The sequence below is a fragment of the Brenneria sp. hezel4-2-4 genome, assembly GCF_013155275.1.
GTDB lineage: Bacteria > Pseudomonadota > Gammaproteobacteria > Enterobacterales > Enterobacteriaceae > Brenneria.
Map to the genome: position 1 here is coordinate 37,819 of NZ_JABJXS010000005.1, position 18,298 is coordinate 56,116.

An 18,298-nucleotide genomic window follows, 5' to 3' on the forward strand; every position below is an offset into this window, starting at 1 on the left:
CACAAGAACATATCAGTTCATCACGGTATTGTTTAAAGCCTGAGCGTAACGCCTGAAGATAAAAACACACCACGCCAGCGCAATCAACGCCAGCACCGCGCCGATAAACCCGATTTCCGTCAGATTCAGGCGGGTAATCACCTGATTGCCGAGCAACGCGCCAGCGCCGATGCCAATATTATAAATACCGGAAAACAGCGACATGGCGACATCGGTCGCATCGGGGGCCAACGTCAGGACTTTGACCTGCATACTCAGCCCTATCGCCATGATCGCCGCGCCCCAGGCGCAACATACCAGCGACAGGCTGGCGCTGCTGAATGACAGCGGCAACAGCAGCAGCAGGCATAGCGACAACAGCGCGATAGCCGAAATCATAAAACCCGAAGGATATTTGTTGCTGTATTGGCTGAATAGTATGCTGCCGATAATCCCGGCGCCACCGAATAAAAGCAACAGTGCGGTAATAAATTCATCGCTCATCAACGCCACCTTTTGCACAAAGGGTTCGATGTAGCTGTAAGCGGTAAAATGCGCGGTGACAACCACGACGGTTAAACCATAAACGCAGAGCAGCGCGGGCCGTTTAAGCAGCTCAGGCAGGCTTTTTAACGATCCGGCGTGACTGCTGGGGAGTTCAGGCAACAGTTTCATCATGACCAGCATAATCACGCCGGCGACAACGCCAATCAGCGCAAACGTGATCCGCCACCCCAAATACTGACCAATCACCCGCCCTAGCGGCAAGCCCAGAACCATAGCCAGCGCGGTTCCGGTAGCCAGCAAACTCAACGCCTGCGCCTTTTTATCCTTGGGCGCCAGACGCACCGCTAAAGACGCCGTGATCGACCAGAAAACCGCGTGAGCCAACGCCACGCCAATGCGGGAGATCACCAGGATCCAAAAATTCCACGCCAAAGCGGATAGCAGATTACTGACCGCAAACAGAATAAAAATTTTAATCAGCAGGCGCCTGCGTTCCATATTGCTGGAAAGCAACATACAGGGCAACGACATCAGCCCGACGACCCAGGCATAGATAGTAATGATGAGTCCCACCTGCGCAGCGTTCATCGAAAAGCTGGCGGCGATATCGGACAGCAAGGCGACGGGGGCAAATTCGGCGGTATTGAAAATGAATGCAGCCAGGGAAAGGCTGACAACTCGCAACCAAGCGATCGATCTGGGAGAACGGGTCATTTATGTTGATATCGAAAGTTAAAATAAAAGAATGCGCAAATCGGCTCGGTGAGGGGATTACGCGGAGCGCCAAGACTAATGGGAAAGTATGACGCTAAGGTGCAAAAGTGTAAAACTGAAATCCACCGTCGGTTTTTCCTAACTATCCAAACACTGCGCCCCAGACGCGAGATACCCGCGTCTGGGGCCTCATATTACTGTAGTTTCAACGTATGAATGATGCTTTCCGCTTCACTCTGGGCCTGCTGCTGGTTATCCGCCGGGAGCGTAATTTGCAGCGTCAACAGATGATCGGCCACCTTACCCAGCACAACGGACGAATAGGCCTGCTGGCCGCTACTGGTAATGATGCTGTCCAACTGCTGCAATTTCTGCCCGTCCACCTCAATGGTTTTATTGGTCACCACCTGAAGATTGGCGTCGCGCGTACGCTGCTGGTCTTCCAGACGCTGGGTCAGCACGGTCAGCTCTTCAGTGGTATTGTCGCCCAAAATCACGATCGCCGCTTTTTGCCCGCTCTCATTGGCATAAACGTGCATATTATTGGTCTGTGTACCCAGCTTACCGCTTTGGTCTTTCATATCGGCCGGCAGGGTAAAGGTGACCTTGCCGGACAGCAGTTCGATGTGCTGACCGGCTGACGCTTCCGCCGCCGGCGTGTCCTGTGCCGGTGTTTTCGCGACGTCTTCCGTTTTGCCGTCACAGGCGGCGAGCATGACAACCAACGCACTCATTGCGAGGTATTTCACTACATTCGGCATAGGGTTCCCTTTCTCTTTGGTTAGAACAGATGAAAAACATTATCGCACGCTATTCGGTCGGCAAAACAAGCAGTTTGTTGTCACAAGCCATAAACCCGACCATACGGAACAGTGGCGACAAAATACCTAGCGACGGCTTGCCGCGGACTGATAAGCGCCGCCGAGCGGCAGTTCACTCAGGCGTTTCAGCACCATATTCAGCATAATCCCATACATAGGCAGGAAGAAAAGCAAGCTGATCAACAGCTTGAAAGTATAGTCCACCAGCGCGATTTCAACCCAGTTCGCGGCCATAAAGGGATCGGTGCTGCGGTAAAATGCAATAAAGAAAAAGGCCAGCGTATCACTGAAGTTGCCAAATACGGTGGATACCGCCGGCGCCACCCACCAGGCGTTGCGCTGACGCAACCGGTTGAAAACGTGAACATCCAAAATCTGCCCCAATACGTACGCCATAAAGCTGGCGCAGGCGATGCGGGCCACCACGATATTGAGCTGCCCGAGCGAAGCGAATGACTGCCACTCTCCCTGATAAAACAGGGCTGAAACCCAATAGGAAATCAGCAATGCGGGCACCATTACGGTCAGAATGATACGACGCGCCAGCGGCGCGCCGAAAATCCGCACGGTCAGATCGGTCGCCAGAAAAATAAACGGAAAGGTGAAAGCCCCCCAGGTGGTATGAAAACCGAAAATCGATACCGGGAGCTGCACCAGATAATTACTGGAAGTAATGATCAGAATGTGGAATAACGAAAGCCAAACCAGCGCCGTCAGCCGCTGTCGGGGAGTAAAACGATACATAATGTGACCTTTTTGGTTATTGGGGTGAGGGAACCCAAAAAATAACGTTGAAAAACGCTCCTGGCGTTTTTTTATGGCGGGCTATCCCTGCCCGCCACCCATGAGGGCCGCCGCAAGCGGCGTTGAAAAACGCTCCTGGCGTTTTTTTATGCGGCGCGGGCGCATAATACGCATTTATGCCGGCAATGCAATGGTTGTTTTTTGCGCAAACGTTGTCGTGACTTGCGTCGAGAAATCCCCAGCGTAAACTAAGGCGGTTTTCCTTATTGCCATTCATTACAGAGAACGTTGATGACCGATCCTTTTGCCAATCCCGATAAAACCCTTGATGCCCAGGGACTGCGCTGCCCCGAACCGGTGATGATGGTGCGCAAAACGGTACGCCAGATGGAAACCGGACAAACGTTACTGGTTATTGCCGACGATCCCGCAACGCTGCGTGATATTCCCGGTTTCTGCCGCTATATGGAACATGATCTCTTAGCGCAGGTGACCGGGCAGTTACCCTATCGTTATTTACTGCGCAAAGGCGGTAACGCATAACGCCCCGCCGGCAGGGCGTCAGATCCTGATTAATCCTGCCTTCTGAGCAACCGGAGCGCATTGAGCGTGACCAGCGCCGTGGCGCCGGAGTCCGCCAACACCGCCAGCCACAGGCCGGTAATCCCCATGATGCTGGTGATCAGAAACAACGCTTTCAGCCCCAGAGCGAGAGCAATGTTCTGGCGAATATTATGATATGTCGCCCTCGACAGCCGGATCATGACCGCCAATCCGTCCAGACGACTGTGGGTTAGCGCGGCGTCGGCCGTTTCCAGCGCCACGTCAGTGCCGCTGCCCATGGCAATACCGATGGTCGCCGCTTTCATCGCCGGCGCATCGTTGATGCCATCCCCCACCATCGCCGTTGGCTGCTGCCGATTAAGTTCGCTGACCGCCCTGACCTTATCGGCAGGCAGCAAACCGGCCCGGTAATCAATCCCCAACTCGCCGGCGATAGCGGCCGCCGCCCTGGGGTTATCGCCCGTCAGCATAATGCAACGGATATTCAGCGCCTGTAGTCTGCCCAGCGCGGATACGGCATCATGGCGCAGCGTATCCCGCAGCGCCAGCAAACCAAGCACGCTGCCGTCTTGCTGCACAACCACCACGGTTTTTCCTTCCTGCTCCAATGCGTCAACGCGTTGTTGCCAGTCCGTATTCAGCGTCCCCGCCGCCAGCTTGGCCGGCGAACTGACCTGAAGACGTTTACCCGCAATCATGCCCTCGACGCCGACGCCCGCCAGCGTCCGGCGGTTGTCCGCGACGGGCAGAAACGCGCTCGCCGCCAGCGCCCGTTGCACGATGGCTTTCGCCAGCGGATGGTGCGATCCTGATTCCACGGCGGCGGTACGCGCCAGCAATGACGTCTTGCTGATGCCTGTCGCGGGTAAAATATCGGTAACCTGCGGCCTGCCTTCGGTTAAGGTGCCGGTTTTATCAAAAGCGACGGTACGGATGCCGCCCAGCGATTCCAACGCCGCGCCGCCCTTAATCAGCGCCCCCTGACGGGTAGCCGCCGCCAAACCGGAGGTGATCGCGGCCGGCGTGGAAATCACCAGCGCGCAGGGACAGCCAATCAGCAACAGCGTCAACCCGCGGTAAATCCACTCCTGCCAGAGTTGCGCCAGTAATAAGGGCGGTATCAGAATAACCAGCAACGACAGCAGCATGATGGCCGGGGTGTAATAACGGCTGAAACGGTCGAGGAAACGCTCTATCGGCGCCCGACGCTCTTCCGCTTCTTCTATCAATTGCAAAATGCGGTCAATCGCGCTATTGCCCGGCTGAGAAACCACCCGCAACTGCGCCATCCGGTCGACACACAGGCTACCCGCCGCCACCTTATCGCCCTGCTCCCGTTCAACGGGAACCGACTCCCCGGTCAACGCACTTTCATCAAAACTGGCTTCCGATGTGAGCAGTTGCGCATCGGCCGGCAGCCGACCGCCGGGAGCGACTTCAATCACATCGCCGGGAGACAGGCTGGCGACGGACACCCGAACACGCCGTTCATTTCTGATCACCGTGGCGTCTTCGGGGAGCAGCGCCATTAGCGCGGTCACGCCGCGCCGCGCACGGTTGGCCGCATAAGATTCCAACTGTTCGCCCAGCATAAACAGCAACAAAATAACCGTGGCTTCCGTGGTGGCGCCGATCAGCAACGCGCCGACAGAGGCCACGCTCATTAATGTTTCAATCGCGAAAGGCGTACCCGAGCGGATAAGCTGTAGCGATTTTTTCAGGATCGGAATGAGTCCGACCACGGTGGTGGCGATAAACGCAATTTGGCCGCCTGACACGCTCACCAGCGAGAGACCCCAACTGGCCGCCGTCAGCGATGCAAAAAGCGCCAGAAAGCCGTACTCATCGACAAAACGACGTGAATCAGGAGAAAGGGGAGTTTGCGGCGCGATATCCTGCAAAGTAAAGCCGATCTGACCAACGGCATGTCGTACCTGTGTCCGGACATCGTCACGGGCATCGACAACCAGTTTTTCGGTTGCGAACAGCACTCTGGCCTGCTCTATTCCGGTAAGTTTTCTTACTGCGTTTTCAATTTTACGCGCGCATCCGGGGCAGTCCATTCCGCTGATTTTCCAGCTAAACCGCTGATGCAACGAAGGTCGGTCGCCGTCGGGGTCGTCGGAATCGGCATTATCGCCGCTTTCCGACAGGCTTTGATCCGGGCCGCGGCCGGTATCGGCGACGGCAGCCGCAGTATGTTTTACCGAACAGCAGTTTTTTTCCGCGCCTGATGATTGACGGGCATGTTCATGGCAGCAGGCGGCTTTCCCCGCGCTGGGATGATGGTGCTGATGAGAATGCATATCTTCCTCCCGTGTTGATGATAGTGATTCTCATCGGAAACTTTACACCGTCATATCAGGCTAATCCAGCGTTTCACCTACCCGCCGGCATTAAAAATACAGCGAACGAACGATTAAGAAATGGCCGCCGAAATAACAGGCCGCCACAATGGCCTGATGGGCGCGAAAATTAATGCGGTAATGGTGAATAAGCCAGGCCGCATGGGCGATAAACAGCAACGCGCTGCCCGCCAGCAACGAGAAGTTATAGTCCGTTCCGAGAGCAAAGTAACGCTCGCCGGCAATCCAGACCATCAGGGCGGTCATAATGATAAACGCGCATACCGGCCAGCGCTGCGCGTCCAGGCGGCTCCAGATAATCACCATCAACACGGCGGCCAGAATGATCAGCGCCAGCGCCAGCGGCCAGAAAAACGTGAGCGTCATCTGGCCGGTGAAAAAACTCACCGTATACAGCAGATGAGAGAGAAAGTAGGCGCCGAACGCATAGAGGATCCGCTGTGTCGGCAATAGCAGCAAGGTATCGGCAACCAGCGAGGCCAGCAGCCCGATAACGATCAGATAGCCCGGCGCACTCAGTATCGGCGTTTGCCAGGCCAGCGCCAGCAGTAACAACAGGGTAACGGGTTTGAACAGCCAGCGCTGCCACACCGGCCCACGGTAGCTGGCGTCAACGTACAGCCAGCCGGAAAAGAGCACGGCAATAAACGACCAAAGCATAAATTGTCCTTATTTTGTAGTAGACAAGCCGGAACCAGGCGTCCCGGAATCAGTGTTATCTCTTCCTGAGTAATTCATTCTGTCGCCGCATCCATGCCTTTATTCATTCAGTGTAGGAGATTGTCATGGGGATAAACAACATCGGGCCGGACTGATGCGCATACCGGTGCTTCATGCTATGTTATCGACCCGTTTGAACCGCTGATTGGCGCACGTGATTATCTTGAAGGAGAGTTTGGTCGAATGAGCAATGAATCCGCACTTTATCGTATTCAGTTCATGAATAACGGTAAAAACTATCAGCTTTATGTGCGTGAGTTGGTGCCAAGCAACCTGTTTGGTTTTATTGAAATTGCTGACTTCGTATTCGATAGCCAATCAACGTTACTGGTCGACCCTTCCACAGAAAAACTGAAAACCGAATTTTCAGGCGTCAGCCGCAGCTTTATTCCTTTGCAAGCGGTGATCCGTATTGACGCGGTAACGGAAAAGGGCAGCGCCCGCATTTCCGAGCTGGGCGATAACGTCACGCATTTTCCTTACCTTCCGGGCAAAAAAACCTGACGAATGCGTGAACTCCCGCCGCTTCTGCTGCTGGCCGTCGCGCTGATCCTGACGCTGGCATGGCGCCAATATCGGCGCCAGCGCAATCAGGAGGCATTGAATGATGCCGCGCCGCTGCGAACTCTGTTGACGGAGGTGAAAACCAAACGTGAATTTCTTCGCTCCCGCAGCCGTTCCCGTGAACATCAGGTGATGATGCCGGAAGCGTGGCGTTATGAGGCCACGTTTCGTCCGCTACAGGGTGGCGCCGACATCACGCTCCGGCTCAGCGCGTCGGACTATCATCAGTTGGATAAAGGCATGCGGGGCATGTTGCAGGTAAAAGGCACCCGCTTCGTCGGCTTTACGCCCCGTCTGACATAATGATTATTTCCCGGACGGTTTAGGCTGTTTTTTCTGCCAGGCGAGCAGTTCAAATACGCCAAATAGGAAAATACGCGCCTGAAGGGCGGGACTCAACGGCGGATTTCCCTTCGGCTGGCTGGACTTCAACAGCAGCAGTTGAAAACCATGCATCAGGATGGTGAACACCATCGCCACCGTCATAAAAATATTCAGCGGCCGGGGGAAAGGATGGAACAGATTAAGTACCAGAAATCCCCACACGCCCAGCATCAATAATCGGCCCAGATTAATCCATATCACTGCGTTCCCCTTGTTTTCTCTTGGCGGATATATAAACGATACGCTACCTGACCGGCGATTTTTTCGCGGTGCGGCAGCCAGTTGTCCGGGATCGCCAACTGCCTGTTTTCCGCCTCGGTTTCCACATAGATCCACGCCTCCGGCGCAAGCCATCCTTGCTGTTCCAGCAGCGATAACGCGTCATTCAATAAATCCTTGCGGAACGGCGGATCGAGAAAGACCACGTCAAACGGCTCCCCCGCCTGAGCCAGCCAGCGCAGGGTATCAGTATTAACCACCTGCGCATTTTCTGCCCGGAGCAACGTCAGATTTTGCGTTAATTGCCGCGCCACGCCGCGCTCGGCCTCCAACAGCGTGGCATGGGCGGCATAACGCGATAACGCCTCCAACCCCAAAGCCCCGCTGCCCGCAAAGCAGTCGAGGCAGCGGGACTCCTGGATAACCGGCGCCAGCCAGTTGAACAGCGTTTCGCGCACCCGATCGGCGGTGGGCCGCAAGCCCGGGCTATCGGGAACCGGAAGTTTTCTGCCGCGCCACTGACCACCGATGATTCGGATCTGTCCGGCGGCTGACGATGCGTTTTTTTTAGCCATAGCTCACGTTGTAATTGCCGTGCCGGACAACCTGTCGGCACTTTCGGGGAAATTTAGGCGCTATTCTAACGGCGGTTCAGTACGGAGGGAATGTCAAACATGGCGCCGACATGCCGCGGGGGCGCAAATTGCCGCTTTGACATACCTGGTTACCGAGATGTCCTCGCCGGCCGCGTGTTGCTGTCGACAGGAAAGTGGTAAACTCGTGGTTTATGGGTAACCTGTTTATAATCACAAAGTTTCTTTGATTTCCAATATTTATTCGCCGCAGCAGACGGCGTGGAGCGCGATTGCAACATGACAAAAGAAAAGAAGCGCGGTTTTTTTTCCTGGCTGGGGTTAGGCCGACAGGAAGAAGAACCAAAAGAGCAACCGCAAGATAAATCTGAAATGCCGGATACGTCAGCGGCGGATCCGGTCGCCGATACAGCAGCACATCAGGGCGTTGACCGCGAAACGGCATCCGGTGAAGCGCCCATTCCGCCCGCCGAAATACCTACCGTGCGGGAATTGCCGGAAGAGGCGCCTGCGGAAGCGGAAGAACTGACGCTGGAAACCGCGCCGGCGGCGGAGACGGTAACGAATACCGAACCGTTGGGAGTTGAAGCGATCGCCGCGCAGCCCGATCGGTTGGTTGAAGCCGAGCCGGATGAGCTTCAGTCCGATGACGCCGCGCCGGTGACGCACGAACAGGAGCGTCCGACCAAAGAAGGCTTCTTTGCCCGCCTGAAACGCAGCCTGGTGAAAACCCGCCAGAATCTGGGTTCCGGATTTATCGGATTGTTTCGTGGCAAGAAAATCGACGACGATCTGTTTGAGGAACTGGAGGAACAGTTGCTGATTGCCGACGTCGGCGTCGAAACCTCGCGAAAGATCATTGCCAGCCTGACGGAACACGCCAACCGCAGACAGCTGAAAGATGCTGAGACGCTGGTTGTTAAGCTGAAAGAAGAAATGGCGGCCATCCTTGCCAAGGTTGATGAACCGCTGAATATCGAAGGCAAAACGCCTTACGTGATCCTGATGGTCGGCGTCAACGGCGTGGGTAAAACCACGACGATTGGCAAAATGGCGCGGCAGTTTCAGGCTCAGGGCAAATCGGTCATGCTGGCGGCGGGCGATACCTTCCGCGCCGCGGCGGTCGAACAGCTTCAGGTGTGGGGCCAGCGCAACAATGTGACGGTGGTGGCGCAACATACCGGGGCCGACTCGGCGTCGGTGATTTTCGACGCCATCCAGGCCGCCAAGTCCCGCGGCGTGGATGTGTTGATTGCGGACACCGCCGGCCGTTTGCAGAACAAAGCCCATTTGATGGAAGAATTGAAGAAAATCGTCCGCGTGATGAAAAAGCTGGACAACGATGCGCCGCATGAAGTGATGCTGACGCTGGACGCCAGCACCGGACAGAACGCGGTGAGTCAGGCTAAGCTGTTCAACGAGGCCGTCGGGCTGACGGGGATCGCGCTGACCAAACTTGATGGCACCGCAAAAGGCGGGGTGATTTTCGCCATCGCCGACCAGTTTGGTATTCCTATCCGCTATATTGGGGTAGGAGAAGGTATCGAAGATTTACGGCCATTTAAAGCCGACGATTTTATTGAGGCACTTTTTGCCCGAGAGGATTAAAACGGATGATTCGTTTTGAACAAGTCAGTAAAGCCTATCTCGGTGGACGTCAAGCCTTGCAGGGGGTGGATTTTCATCTGCGCCCGGCAGAGATGGCCTTTCTGACCGGTCATTCTGGCGCGGGGAAAAGCACCCTGCTGAAACTGATTTGCGGCATTGAACGTCCCAGCGCAGGGCAGATTCTGTTTGGCGGGCACAATATCAGTCGCTTAAAAAAGCGTGAAGTGCCCTTTCTGCGCCGCCAGATCGGCATGATCTTTCAGGATCACCATCTGCTGATGGAACGCACCGTTTATGACAATGTGGCGATGCCGCTGATCATCGCCGGCGCCAGCAGCGAAGATATCCGCCGTCGGGTGTCGGCGGCGCTGGACAAAGTCGGTCTGTTGGATAAAGCCAGAAACTATCCCATCCAGCTTTCCGGCGGTGAGCAGCAGCGAGTCGGCATTGCGCGGGCGGTGGTCAATAAACCCGCCGTTTTGCTGGCGGATGAGCCAACCGGTAATCTGGATGACGTGTTGTCCGAAGGTATTTTGCGCCTGTTTGAAGAGTTCAACCGGGTGGGGGTAACGGTATTGATGGCAACCCATGACACCGGGCTGATATCCCGGCGTAATTACCGGGTCCTGACGCTGTCCGATGGACGCATGATTGGGGGAAACCATCATGGCGAATAACAGCCGTAATGTGAAAAAACCCGGTTCGAAAGCCAAGTCGTTGCGCGGCGGCTGGCAGGAACAGTGGCGTTACGCTTGGATGAATACGCTGGCCGATATGCTGCGTCAGCCGCTGGCGACGCTGTTGACCGTGATGGTGATTGCGATTTCCCTGGCGTTGCCGAGCATTTGCTATCTGGTGTGGAAAAACGTCAATCAGGCCGCAGCGCAATGGTATCCCACGCCGCAGTTAACCGTCTATCTGGATAAATCCCTGGATGACAATGCCGCCCAGACGGTGATCGTCCAGCTTCAGTCGGAAGACGGGGTCGAAAAGGTTAATTATCTGTCGCGCAATGAGGCGATGGGCGAGTTCCGTAACTGGTCTGGCTTTGGCGGCGCGCTGGATATGCTGGAAGAGAATCCGTTGCCGGCGGTTGCCATTATCACCCCGAAAATGAACTTCCAGAGCGCCGACACGCTTACCACGCTGCGCGATCGGGTTGCGGCCACGCAAGGCGTGGATGAAGTGCGCATGGACGACAGTTGGTTTGCACGGCTGGTGGCGTTAACCAGTCTGGTCGGGCAAATTTCGGCGACCATCGGCATCCTGATGATCATCGCGGTCTTCCTGGTGATCGGCAACAGCGTCCGGCTGAATATTTTCAGCCGCCGGGAAACCATTAACGTCATGAAGCTGATTGGCGCGACGGATGGTTTTATCCTGCGGCCGTTTCTGAATGGCGGCGCGGTCATGGGATTTGGCGGCGCGGTACTGTCGCTGATTCTGTCGCAGGCGCTGGTGTGGAAACTCAGTTCGGTCGTCACTCAGGTGGCGTCGGTGTTCGGCACCACGTTTACGGTAAAAGGGTTGAGTTGGGATGAGTCCCTGCTGCTGTTGCTTATCGCGGCGATGATTGGCTGGCTGGCCGCCTGGCTGGCAACGGTTCAACATTTACGCCGTTTTACACCACAGTAATCTTTTTTTGCTATACTCTTCCCCTGTGATTCAGGCTGTGAGCACAGGGGAAAAACCCTCAGCCGCTACGTTTCTTTCACCGCCGTCGTCACAGGTTTTCCTCTGTTATTCGTCTTGATATGTTAAATAAAATGGATAAAAATAGAGGAACTTGTGAACGAAATCACAGTCTGAATAAAGAAGGTTATTTTGCCGGGTTGCCGAAATAACGGCAGCCTGAGGCGATGTTAATATCGCGATTTATCTGTGACTATCGCATGAGCGGTCTTCTTCGGAAGCATCGCATACAGAGCAGTAATGAGAGGGGTTGAATGACCAAAGATATGCAAACTTTCACCTTAGTTTCCCAAGGCAGTCTGGAAGGTTACATTAGAGCCGCCAATGCCTATCCGATGCTGACGGCGGAGGAAGAGCGGGCTCTGGCTGAACGACTGCATTATCAGAGCGACCTGGACGCTGCCAAGCAGCTTATTCTTTCGCATCTGCGTTTTGTTATTCATGTTGCCCGTAATTATTCCGGCTACGGCCTGCCTCAGGCGGACCTGATTCAGGAAGGGAACATCGGCCTGATGAAGGCGGTGCGTCGCTTTAACCCTGAAGTGGGCGTTCGTCTGGTTTCCTTTGCCGTGCACTGGATTAAAGCCGAAATTCACGAATATGTGCTGCGTAACTGGCGTATTGTGAAAGTCGCGACCACCAAAGCTCAGCGTAAATTGTTCTTTAACCTGAGAAAATCGAAAAAACGCCTTGGCTGGTTTAATCAGGACGAAGTCGAACTGGTGGCGCGTGAGCTTGGGGTAACCAGCAAAGACGTGCGTGAGATGGAATCCCGCATGGCGGCGCAGGATATGACTTTTGATCCGACGCCGGATGAGGACACTCATGATGGCAAAGCCATGTCGCCGATGCTTTATTTGCAGGATAAATCGTCCGACTTTGCCGATGGCATTGAAGAAGATAACTGGGAAAACCATGCGGCGGATAAGCTCACCTATGCGCTGGAAGGATTGGATGAGCGCAGCCAGCACATTATTCGCGCACGCTGGCTGGACGATGACAACAAGTCAACGTTGCAGGAATTGGCTGACCAGTATGGCGTATCCGCAGAACGGGTACGGCAGTTGGAAAAGAATGCGATGAAAAAGCTGCGCGTGGCGATTGAAGCCTAAGCGAAAGCAGCAACATTTCCACGGCCGGGCATTGCCCGGCCGTTTTGTTTTTACGTTGAAAATTTCTCTCGGAAATTTTTTAATTCTGCTTGCGGATATAGCGCCAGCCGCCGGATACCGGTGAGAAACCGCAGCTAATCATGAATCTCCCCAGCACCGACTCATTAACCGTGGCATGATCGGCGGTTGCCAGCCAACACTCGTTGATATCGGGTAATTGCCTGAGCACCTCTTCGATGAGATATAGCCCCACCCCGCGTCGCCGGGTCTCTACGCGCACCACAAGATCGCTCAGTTGAGCGTATTCCCCTTTGATTTCCACCATTACCCCCGCCAGCAGCCGATCGTTAAAGCGGGCGGCAAATAAACGACGATCCGGCGCCAGTTCCGCTTGCAGCAGATCGAGGTTCTGATGCGGCCAGATTTTAGCCAGATCAATTTTATCCTGGTGGCTGAATTCTGTAAGACACTCAACGGTCAGTTTCATTTACTAGCACTCCATCAAATGAGTGAAGAATAATGTAACAGGGAAAATGTTTTTCTCTTCACTTATTTCCCGAGTAATACATCAACAATTAAGGCGTAAAGCAGCATAACTGACTATATATAAATTAAACACTGACTTTTAAGGCTAGTGTTTTATGCTGACCACATCGTTTGTTTCTGACAATGGAAGTTGATTTGCAGCATAATATTCCTGTTTAATAATATGAAAAATAAAGCCTTATTAGAATTCATTACTAATAATAAACCTAAGCTGTTCTTATGTATAAGAAAAAAGCTTGGTATGACACTGGGCGGTCAATTTTCGGCAATATCCATAATGAAAAATGGGGTAACACGAATGAAATTTAGTAAAGGTAAAGTATTGCTGATGGGATGCATGGCTATCGCCTTGAGCCAGACAGCGAACGCCGCGGATATCAAGGTGGCGGTTGTCGGCGCGATGTCCGGCCCGGTAGCGCAGTATGGCGATATGGAGTTCATCGGCGCGCGCCAGGCCATTGCCGATATCAATGCCAAAGGCGGCGTGAACGGCAATAAATTGGTTGGCGTTGAATATGATGACGCATGCGACCCGAAACAGGCCGTTGCCGTCGCCAACAAGGTCATTAACGACGGTATTCGTTATGTGATTGGTCATCTTTGTTCTTCCTCCACGCAGCCCGCATCCGATATTTACGAAGAAGAAGGCGTGATTATGATTACGCCCGCCGCCACCAACGCCGACCTGACCACACGCGGCTACAATATGGTGCTGCGTACCACAGGACTGGATTCCGATCAGGGTCCCACCGCGGCGAAATACATTGTCGAAACCATCAAACCCCAGCGTATCGCCGTTGTGCATGATAAACAGCAATACGGCGAAGGACTGGCTCGCTCCGTTCAGGATAGCCTGAAACAAGCAGGCGCGAATATTGTTCTGTTTGAAGGTGTGACGGCGGGCGACAAAGATTTCTCAACCCTGGTTGCCCGGTTGAAGAAAGAAAACGTGGACTTCGTTTATTTCGGCGGATACTACCCGGAAATGGGACAGATTCTGCGTCAGGCACGTCAGGCCGGCATGACCACCAAATTTATGGGGCCGGAGGGGGTAGGCAACTCTTCGCTGTCCAATATCGCGGGCGGCGCATCGGAAGGCATGCTGGTCACGCTGCCCAAGCGTTACGATCAGGTGCCGGCCAACCAGCCGGTTGTTGATGCGCTGAAGGCGAAAAAGCTGGATCCGACAGGCCCGTTCGTCTGGACGACCTATGCCGCATTGCAGTCCCTGACGACCGCCATGCAGCGCAGCGGCAGCATGGAACCGGAAGAACTGGTGAGCGATCTGAAAGCAAAACCCGTTGATACCGTTATGGGACCATTAAGCTGGGACGCAAAAGGCGACCTGAAAGGGTTTGAGTTTGGCGTATTTGAGTGGCATGCAGACGGTACTTCCAGCGTCGTGAAGTAATCCCTGCATCTGTATTAATCCCTCAATACCGTTGCCCCCGCGATCGCAAGACGCGGGGGCGGCATTTAAGGTTAAGGTATGTCCGAGCAGTTCCTCTATTTCTCTCAGCAGATGTTCAACGGTCTGACGTTGGGCAGCACGTATGCGCTGATCGCCATTGGCTACACCATGGTTTACGGCATTATCGGCATGATTAACTTTGCCCACGGCGAAGTTTATATGATCGGTAGCTATGTCTCTTTTATCGTTATCGCCGCCCTGATGATGATGGGTATTGATGCGGGCTGGTTATTAATCGGCGTGGCCTTTATCGCCGCCGTGGTGATTTCCAGCGCCTATGGCTGGAGCATCGAACGCGTCGCCTATCGGCCGGTGCGAACCTCCAAACGCCTTATCGCCCTGATTTCCGCCATTGGGATGTCTATTTTCCTGCAAAACTACGTCAGCCTGAATCAGGGTTCACGCGACGTAGCGCTGCCCAGTCTGGTCACCGGGCAATGGACGCTGGGCGAAAGCAACGGCTTTGCCGCGACGATCGGCGCCATGCAGTTGATTATCTGGATCGTGACTTTCCTCGCCATGTTGGCGCTGACGCTGTTTATTCGTTATTCCCGCATGGGGCGCGCCTGTCGCGCCTGCGCCGAAGATCTGAAAATGGCCAGCCTGCTGGGCATCAGCACTGACCGGGTGATTTCCCTGACCTTTGTGATCGGCGCGCTGATGGCGGCGGTCGCCGGGGTGCTGCTGGGGCAGTTCTATGGCGTGATTAACCCCTACATCGGCTTTATGGCGGGCATGAAAGCCTTTACGGCGGCGGTGCTGGGCGGCATCGGCAGCATTCCCGGCGCCATGATCGGCGGGCTGATTCTGGGCGTGGCGGAAGCGCTGACCTCGGCTTATCTGAGCACGGAATACAAAGATGCGGTGTCGTTCGCATTATTGATCGTGGTGCTGCTGGTGATGCCTACCGGCATTCTGGGTCGTCCGGAGGTTGAGAAGGTATGAAGCAGCTCAATCTTATCAATGCATTCGTCTCGGCGTTTATGCTGCTGGTGTTGGCCGCCTTTATCATGGGCATGCAACTGGAGCTGGATGGCACCAGGCTGGTGGTTCGCGGAGCCGATCAGGTTCGCTGGTATTGGATCGGCGCGGGCTGCGTGGTGGTGTTCTTCTTCCAGCTTATCCGCCCGTTCTTCCAGCAAAGTCTGAAAAAATTTTCCGGCCCGTCCTTGGTGTTGCCGAGCTTCGACGGCAGTACGCCGCGGCAAAAATTGCTGGCGGCGGCATTGATTATCGCCGCCGTCTCCTGGCCGTTTCTGGTGTCGCGCGGAACGGTGGATATTGCTACCCTTACGTTGATCTACGTGATGCTGGGGCTGGGGCTTAACGTGGTGGTCGGGCTGTCCGGCCTGCTGGTTTTGGGCTATGGCGGCTTTTACGCCATCGGCGCCTATACCTACGCCTTGCTGAACCACTATTACGGTTTAGGTTTCTGGGAAAGCCTGCCGCTGGCAGGCATGACGGCCGCCCTGTCCGGCTTCCTGCTTGGCTTCCCGGTGTTGCGCCTGCGGGGTGATTATCTGGCGATTGTTACGCTGGGGTTTGGCGAAATTGTCCGAATTCTGCTGCTGAACAATACCGAAATCACCGGTGGTCCGAACGGCATCAGCCAAATTCCAAAACCGACGCTCTTTGGCCTGGAGTTCAGCCGCAGCGCGCGCGACGGCTGGGATACCTTCCATAACTTCTTCGGTCTGAAATACGACCCCAGCGATCGCATCATTTTCCTTTATCTGGTGGCGCTGCTGCTGGTGGTATTAACGCTGTTTGTGATTAACCGCCTGTTGCGTATGCCGCTGGGGCGGGCCTGGGAAGCGTTGCGCGATGATGAAATCGCCTGCCGTTCGCTGGGCCTGAGCCCGACCAGAATCAAACTGACGGCGTTTACCATCAGCGCCGCGTTCGCCGGGTTTGCCGGTACGCTGTTCGCCGCGCGTCAGGGGTTTGTCAGCCCGGAATCATTTACCTTCGTGGAGTCGGCCTTTGTGCTGGCGATTGTGGTGCTGGGCGGCATGGGATCGCAATTTGCGGTGATCCTGGCGGCGATACTGTTGGTGGTTTCCCGGGAGCTGATGCGCGATCTGAATGAATACAGCATGTTGCTGCTGGGCGCGCTGATGGTGTTAATGATGATTTGGCGTCCGCAAGGTTTGCTGCCGATGAAGCGTCCGCAGATGAAGCTGAAAGTCAGTAAAAAGGAAGAGCAGGCATGAGTACGCAGCCATTATTATCGGTCAGAGGCCTGATGATGCGTTTCGGCGGCCTGCTGGCGGTCAACAACGTTGAACTGGATATTCATGCGGGCGAAATCGTTTCTCTGATCGGCCCGAACGGGGCGGGGAAAACCACGGTATTCAACTGCCTTACCGGATTTTATCGTCCCACGGGCGGCACGATCATGCTGCGCGATCGGCATCTGGAAGGATTGTCCGGACAAAAAATCGCCCGTATGGGGGTAGTGCGGACCTTTCAGCACGTGCGTTTATTCCGTGAAATGACGGTGATAGAAAACCTGCTGGTCGCCCAGCATCAGCACCTTAAAAGCGGCGTATTCGCCGGGTTGCTGAAGACGCCGGCGTTCCGCCGCGCGGAAGCCGATGCGCAGGATCGCGCCGCGGTCTGGCTGGAGCGTGTGGGTTTGCTTGAACTGGCGAACCGTCAGGCCGGCAACCTGGCCTACGGTCAACAGCGTCGGCTGGAAATCGCCCGCTGCATGGTCACCCGGCCCGAACTGCTGATGCTGGATGAACCCGCCGCCGGTCTGAATCCAAAAGAAACCGAAGAGCTGGACCTGTTGATCGCCGAACTGCGCGATAGTCATCAGGTTTCGGTGTTGTTGATTGAGCATGACATGAAGCTGGTGATGGGGATTTCCGATCGGATTTACGTCGTCAATCAAGGCACCCCGCTGGCTCACGGAACCCCGGCTGAAATTCGTAATAACCCGGATGTTATCCGTGCGTATCTGGGGGAAGGATAAGGTTATGTTGTCATTAAATCAGGTTTCGGCCCATTACGGTAAAATTCAGGCGCTGCATCAGGTTAGCCTGCATATTGAGCAAGGCGAAATCGTTACGCTTATCGGCGCCAACGGCGCCGGTAAAACCACGCTGCTGGGTACGCTATGCGGCGATCCGCGCGCGACGGAAGGCACCATCACCTTTGATGGGAAAGACATCACCCACTGGCAAACCGCGCAGATTATGCGTGAGGCGATCGCCATTGTTCCCGAAGGCCGCCGCGTATTTTCCCGCATGACGGTGGAAGAGAACCTGGCGATGGGCGGATTTTTTGCCGCGCGTGACCAGTATCAGCAAAGAATCGAACGGGTCTACGAACTGTTTCCGCGCCTGTTCGAGCGTCGCGCTCAGCGGGCCGGCACCATGTCCGGCGGCGAGCAGCAGATGCTGGCGATCGGCCGGGCGCTGATGAGCCAGCCGCGCTTATTGCTGCTGGACGAACCATCGCTGGGGCTGGCGCCGATTATCATCCTGCAAATTTTTGACACCATCGCGCAGCTGCGTGAAGAAGGCATGACCATTTTCCTGGTGGAGCAAAACGCCAATCAGGCATTGCGGCTGGCCGATCGCGGTTATGTGCTGGAAAACGGCCATGTGGTGCTGGAAGATACCGGTGCGGCATTACTGGCGAATGAAGCGGTACGTTCAGCCTATCTGGGCGGTTGATGGCTAGC

20 protein-coding genes are annotated in these 18,298 nt (G+C 55.1%); 12 read left to right on the top strand and 8 right to left on the bottom strand.

Translation table 11 applies throughout. The features are described from left to right. Positions 1–12 precede the first annotated feature (12 nt). The 3 genes from HOY33_RS12065 to HOY33_RS12075 form a co-directional block, all read right to left on the bottom strand. Complete coding sequence (locus HOY33_RS12065) at positions 13–1,200, bottom strand: sugar transporter (RefSeq protein ID WP_172290464.1); 1,188 nt, start codon at positions 1,198–1,200, stop codon at positions 13–15. A 194-nt stretch (positions 1,201–1,394) separates the two neighbouring features. Then, entirely contained in the window at positions 1,395–1,961 is a 567-nt protein-coding gene (locus tag HOY33_RS12070; protein WP_172290465.1) for a DcrB family lipoprotein, read from the bottom strand. Between the two features lie 126 nt (positions 1,962–2,087). Continuing rightward, complete coding sequence (locus HOY33_RS12075; protein ID WP_172290466.1) at positions 2,088–2,765, bottom strand: 7-cyano-7-deazaguanine/7-aminomethyl-7-deazaguanine transporter; 678 nt, start codon at positions 2,763–2,765, stop codon at positions 2,088–2,090. 291 nt (positions 2,766–3,056) lie between these two features. Between HOY33_RS12075 and tusA the strand changes: the two genes are divergently transcribed. Then, on the top strand, positions 3,057–3,308 hold the full coding sequence (tusA, locus tag HOY33_RS12080) for a sulfurtransferase TusA (protein WP_172290467.1): 252 nt from the start codon (positions 3,057–3,059) through the stop codon (positions 3,306–3,308). A 29-nt stretch (positions 3,309–3,337) separates the two neighbouring features. Here tusA and HOY33_RS12085 read toward each other — a convergent pair whose 3' ends face one another. Both HOY33_RS12085 and HOY33_RS12090 read right to left on the bottom strand, forming a co-directional pair. Continuing rightward, positions 3,338–5,635 carry a zinc/cadmium/mercury/lead-transporting ATPase gene (locus tag HOY33_RS12085; RefSeq protein ID WP_172290468.1) on the bottom strand — a complete coding sequence of 766 codons (2,298 nt, stop codon included), beginning with the start codon at positions 5,633–5,635 and terminating at the stop codon, positions 3,338–3,340. A gap of 90 nt (positions 5,636–5,725) precedes the next feature. Further along, positions 5,726–6,355, bottom strand: a complete 630-nt coding sequence (locus HOY33_RS12090) for a lysoplasmalogenase (protein ID WP_172290469.1) — start codon at positions 6,353–6,355, stop codon at positions 5,726–5,728. A gap of 243 nt (positions 6,356–6,598) precedes the next feature. On the opposite strand from HOY33_RS12090, the gene HOY33_RS12095 reads away from it, so the two are divergent. Both HOY33_RS12095 and HOY33_RS12100 read left to right on the top strand, forming a co-directional pair. Continuing rightward, on the top strand, positions 6,599–6,919 hold the full coding sequence (locus HOY33_RS12095; protein WP_172290470.1) for a DUF1820 family protein: 321 nt from the start codon (positions 6,599–6,601) through the stop codon (positions 6,917–6,919). A gap of 3 nt (positions 6,920–6,922) precedes the next feature. Beyond that, positions 6,923–7,282, top strand: coding sequence for a DUF2500 domain-containing protein (locus HOY33_RS12100; RefSeq protein WP_172290471.1), 360 nt, complete (start codon positions 6,923–6,925; stop codon positions 7,280–7,282). A gap of 3 nt (positions 7,283–7,285) precedes the next feature. Here HOY33_RS12100 and HOY33_RS12105 read toward each other — a convergent pair whose 3' ends face one another. Next, positions 7,286–7,561 carry a DUF1145 family protein gene (locus HOY33_RS12105; RefSeq protein WP_172290655.1) on the bottom strand — a complete coding sequence of 92 codons (276 nt, stop codon included), beginning with the start codon at positions 7,559–7,561 and terminating at the stop codon, positions 7,286–7,288. Further along, the gene (rsmD, locus tag HOY33_RS12110; protein ID WP_172290472.1) at positions 7,561–8,157 is read right to left on the bottom strand and encodes a 16S rRNA (guanine(966)-N(2))-methyltransferase; all 597 of its coding nucleotides are present in this window, start codon (positions 8,155–8,157) and stop codon (positions 7,561–7,563) included. The genes HOY33_RS12105 and rsmD overlap by 1 nt, the downstream gene beginning before the upstream one ends. Before the next feature lie 297 nt (positions 8,158–8,454). Here rsmD and ftsY point away from each other — a divergent pair, with 297 nt between their 5' ends. From ftsY to rpoH, 4 genes are all read left to right on the top strand, one after another. Further along, positions 8,455–9,783, top strand: coding sequence for a signal recognition particle-docking protein FtsY (gene ftsY / locus HOY33_RS12115; RefSeq protein WP_172290473.1), 1,329 nt, complete (start codon positions 8,455–8,457; stop codon positions 9,781–9,783). A gap of 5 nt (positions 9,784–9,788) precedes the next feature. Next, positions 9,789–10,460: a cell division ATP-binding protein FtsE gene (gene ftsE / locus HOY33_RS12120; protein WP_172290474.1), complete on the top strand. Its 672-nt coding sequence runs from the start codon at positions 9,789–9,791 to the stop codon at positions 10,458–10,460. Then, positions 10,450–11,418, top strand: coding sequence for a permease-like cell division protein FtsX (gene ftsX, locus HOY33_RS12125; protein ID WP_172290475.1), 969 nt, complete (start codon positions 10,450–10,452; stop codon positions 11,416–11,418). Before ftsE ends, ftsX begins: the two co-directional genes overlap by 11 nt. A gap of 311 nt (positions 11,419–11,729) precedes the next feature. Next, positions 11,730–12,587, top strand: a complete 858-nt coding sequence (gene rpoH / locus HOY33_RS12130; protein ID WP_172290476.1) for an RNA polymerase sigma factor RpoH — start codon at positions 11,730–11,732, stop codon at positions 12,585–12,587. Between the two features lie 79 nt (positions 12,588–12,666). Here the strand turns inward: rpoH and panM are convergent, their stop codons facing one another. Next, positions 12,667–13,074 (bottom strand): aspartate 1-decarboxylase autocleavage activator PanM, encoded by a 408-nt coding sequence (gene panM, locus HOY33_RS12135; RefSeq protein WP_172290477.1) that lies wholly within the window; start codon positions 13,072–13,074, stop codon positions 12,667–12,669. Positions 13,075–13,431: 357 nt separating this feature from the next. Here panM and HOY33_RS12140 point away from each other — a divergent pair, with 357 nt between their 5' ends. From HOY33_RS12140 to livF, 5 genes are all read left to right on the top strand, one after another. Continuing rightward, positions 13,432–14,544: a branched-chain amino acid ABC transporter substrate-binding protein gene (locus HOY33_RS12140; RefSeq protein WP_172290478.1), complete on the top strand. Its 1,113-nt coding sequence runs from the start codon at positions 13,432–13,434 to the stop codon at positions 14,542–14,544. 78 nt (positions 14,545–14,622) lie between these two features. Further along, complete coding sequence (livH, locus tag HOY33_RS12145) at positions 14,623–15,549, top strand: high-affinity branched-chain amino acid ABC transporter permease LivH (RefSeq protein ID WP_172290479.1); 927 nt, start codon at positions 14,623–14,625, stop codon at positions 15,547–15,549. Next, entirely contained in the window at positions 15,546–16,817 is a 1,272-nt protein-coding gene (locus HOY33_RS12150; RefSeq protein ID WP_172290480.1) for a high-affinity branched-chain amino acid ABC transporter permease LivM, read from the top strand. Before livH ends, HOY33_RS12150 begins: the two co-directional genes overlap by 4 nt. Beyond that, on the top strand, positions 16,814–17,584 hold the full coding sequence (gene livG, locus HOY33_RS12155) for a high-affinity branched-chain amino acid ABC transporter ATP-binding protein LivG (protein ID WP_172290481.1): 771 nt from the start codon (positions 16,814–16,816) through the stop codon (positions 17,582–17,584). The genes HOY33_RS12150 and livG overlap by 4 nt, the downstream gene beginning before the upstream one ends. After that, positions 17,553–18,290: a high-affinity branched-chain amino acid ABC transporter ATP-binding protein LivF gene (livF, locus tag HOY33_RS12160; RefSeq protein WP_172290482.1), complete on the top strand. Its 738-nt coding sequence runs from the start codon at positions 17,553–17,555 to the stop codon at positions 18,288–18,290. The genes livG and livF overlap by 32 nt, the downstream gene beginning before the upstream one ends. The last annotated feature ends 8 nt before the right edge of the window (positions 18,291–18,298 follow it).

Excerpts from the sequence above, each read along its gene's own strand:
- ftsY (WP_172290473.1), top strand. The coding sequence starts at position 8,455 with ATGACAAAAGAAAAGAAGCGCGGTTTTTTTTCCTGGCTGGGGTTAGGC.
- HOY33_RS12090 (WP_172290469.1), bottom strand. The coding sequence starts at position 6,355 with ATGCTTTGGTCGTTTATTGCCGTGCTCTTTTCCGGCTGGCTGTACGTT.
- tusA (WP_172290467.1), top strand. The coding sequence starts at position 3,057 with ATGACCGATCCTTTTGCCAATCCCGATAAAACCCTTGATGCCCAGGGA.
- HOY33_RS12150 (WP_172290480.1), top strand. The coding sequence starts at position 15,546 with ATGAAGCAGCTCAATCTTATCAATGCATTCGTCTCGGCGTTTATGCTG.
- rsmD (WP_172290472.1), bottom strand. The coding sequence starts at position 8,157 with ATGGCTAAAAAAAACGCATCGTCAGCCGCCGGACAGATCCGAATCATC.
- HOY33_RS12075 (WP_172290466.1), bottom strand. The coding sequence starts at position 2,765 with ATGTATCGTTTTACTCCCCGACAGCGGCTGACGGCGCTGGTTTGGCTT.
- HOY33_RS12065 (WP_172290464.1), bottom strand. The coding sequence starts at position 1,200 with ATGACCCGTTCTCCCAGATCGATCGCTTGGTTGCGAGTTGTCAGCCTT.
- HOY33_RS12140 (WP_172290478.1), top strand. The coding sequence starts at position 13,432 with ATGAAATTTAGTAAAGGTAAAGTATTGCTGATGGGATGCATGGCTATC.
- livG (WP_172290481.1), top strand. The coding sequence starts at position 16,814 with ATGAGTACGCAGCCATTATTATCGGTCAGAGGCCTGATGATGCGTTTC.
- panM (WP_172290477.1), bottom strand. The coding sequence starts at position 13,074 with ATGAAACTGACCGTTGAGTGTCTTACAGAATTCAGCCACCAGGATAAA.
- livF (WP_172290482.1), top strand. The coding sequence starts at position 17,553 with ATGTTATCCGTGCGTATCTGGGGGAAGGATAAGGTTATGTTGTCATTA.
- livH (WP_172290479.1), top strand. The coding sequence starts at position 14,623 with ATGTCCGAGCAGTTCCTCTATTTCTCTCAGCAGATGTTCAACGGTCTG.
- HOY33_RS12070 (WP_172290465.1), bottom strand. The coding sequence starts at position 1,961 with ATGCCGAATGTAGTGAAATACCTCGCAATGAGTGCGTTGGTTGTCATG.
- ftsE (WP_172290474.1), top strand. The coding sequence starts at position 9,789 with ATGATTCGTTTTGAACAAGTCAGTAAAGCCTATCTCGGTGGACGTCAA.
- HOY33_RS12100 (WP_172290471.1), top strand. The coding sequence starts at position 6,923 with ATGCGTGAACTCCCGCCGCTTCTGCTGCTGGCCGTCGCGCTGATCCTG.
- rpoH (WP_172290476.1), top strand. The coding sequence starts at position 11,730 with ATGACCAAAGATATGCAAACTTTCACCTTAGTTTCCCAAGGCAGTCTG.
- ftsX (WP_172290475.1), top strand. The coding sequence starts at position 10,450 with ATGGCGAATAACAGCCGTAATGTGAAAAAACCCGGTTCGAAAGCCAAG.
- HOY33_RS12085 (WP_172290468.1), bottom strand. The coding sequence starts at position 5,635 with ATGCATTCTCATCAGCACCATCATCCCAGCGCGGGGAAAGCCGCCTGC.
- HOY33_RS12095 (WP_172290470.1), top strand. The coding sequence starts at position 6,599 with ATGAGCAATGAATCCGCACTTTATCGTATTCAGTTCATGAATAACGGT.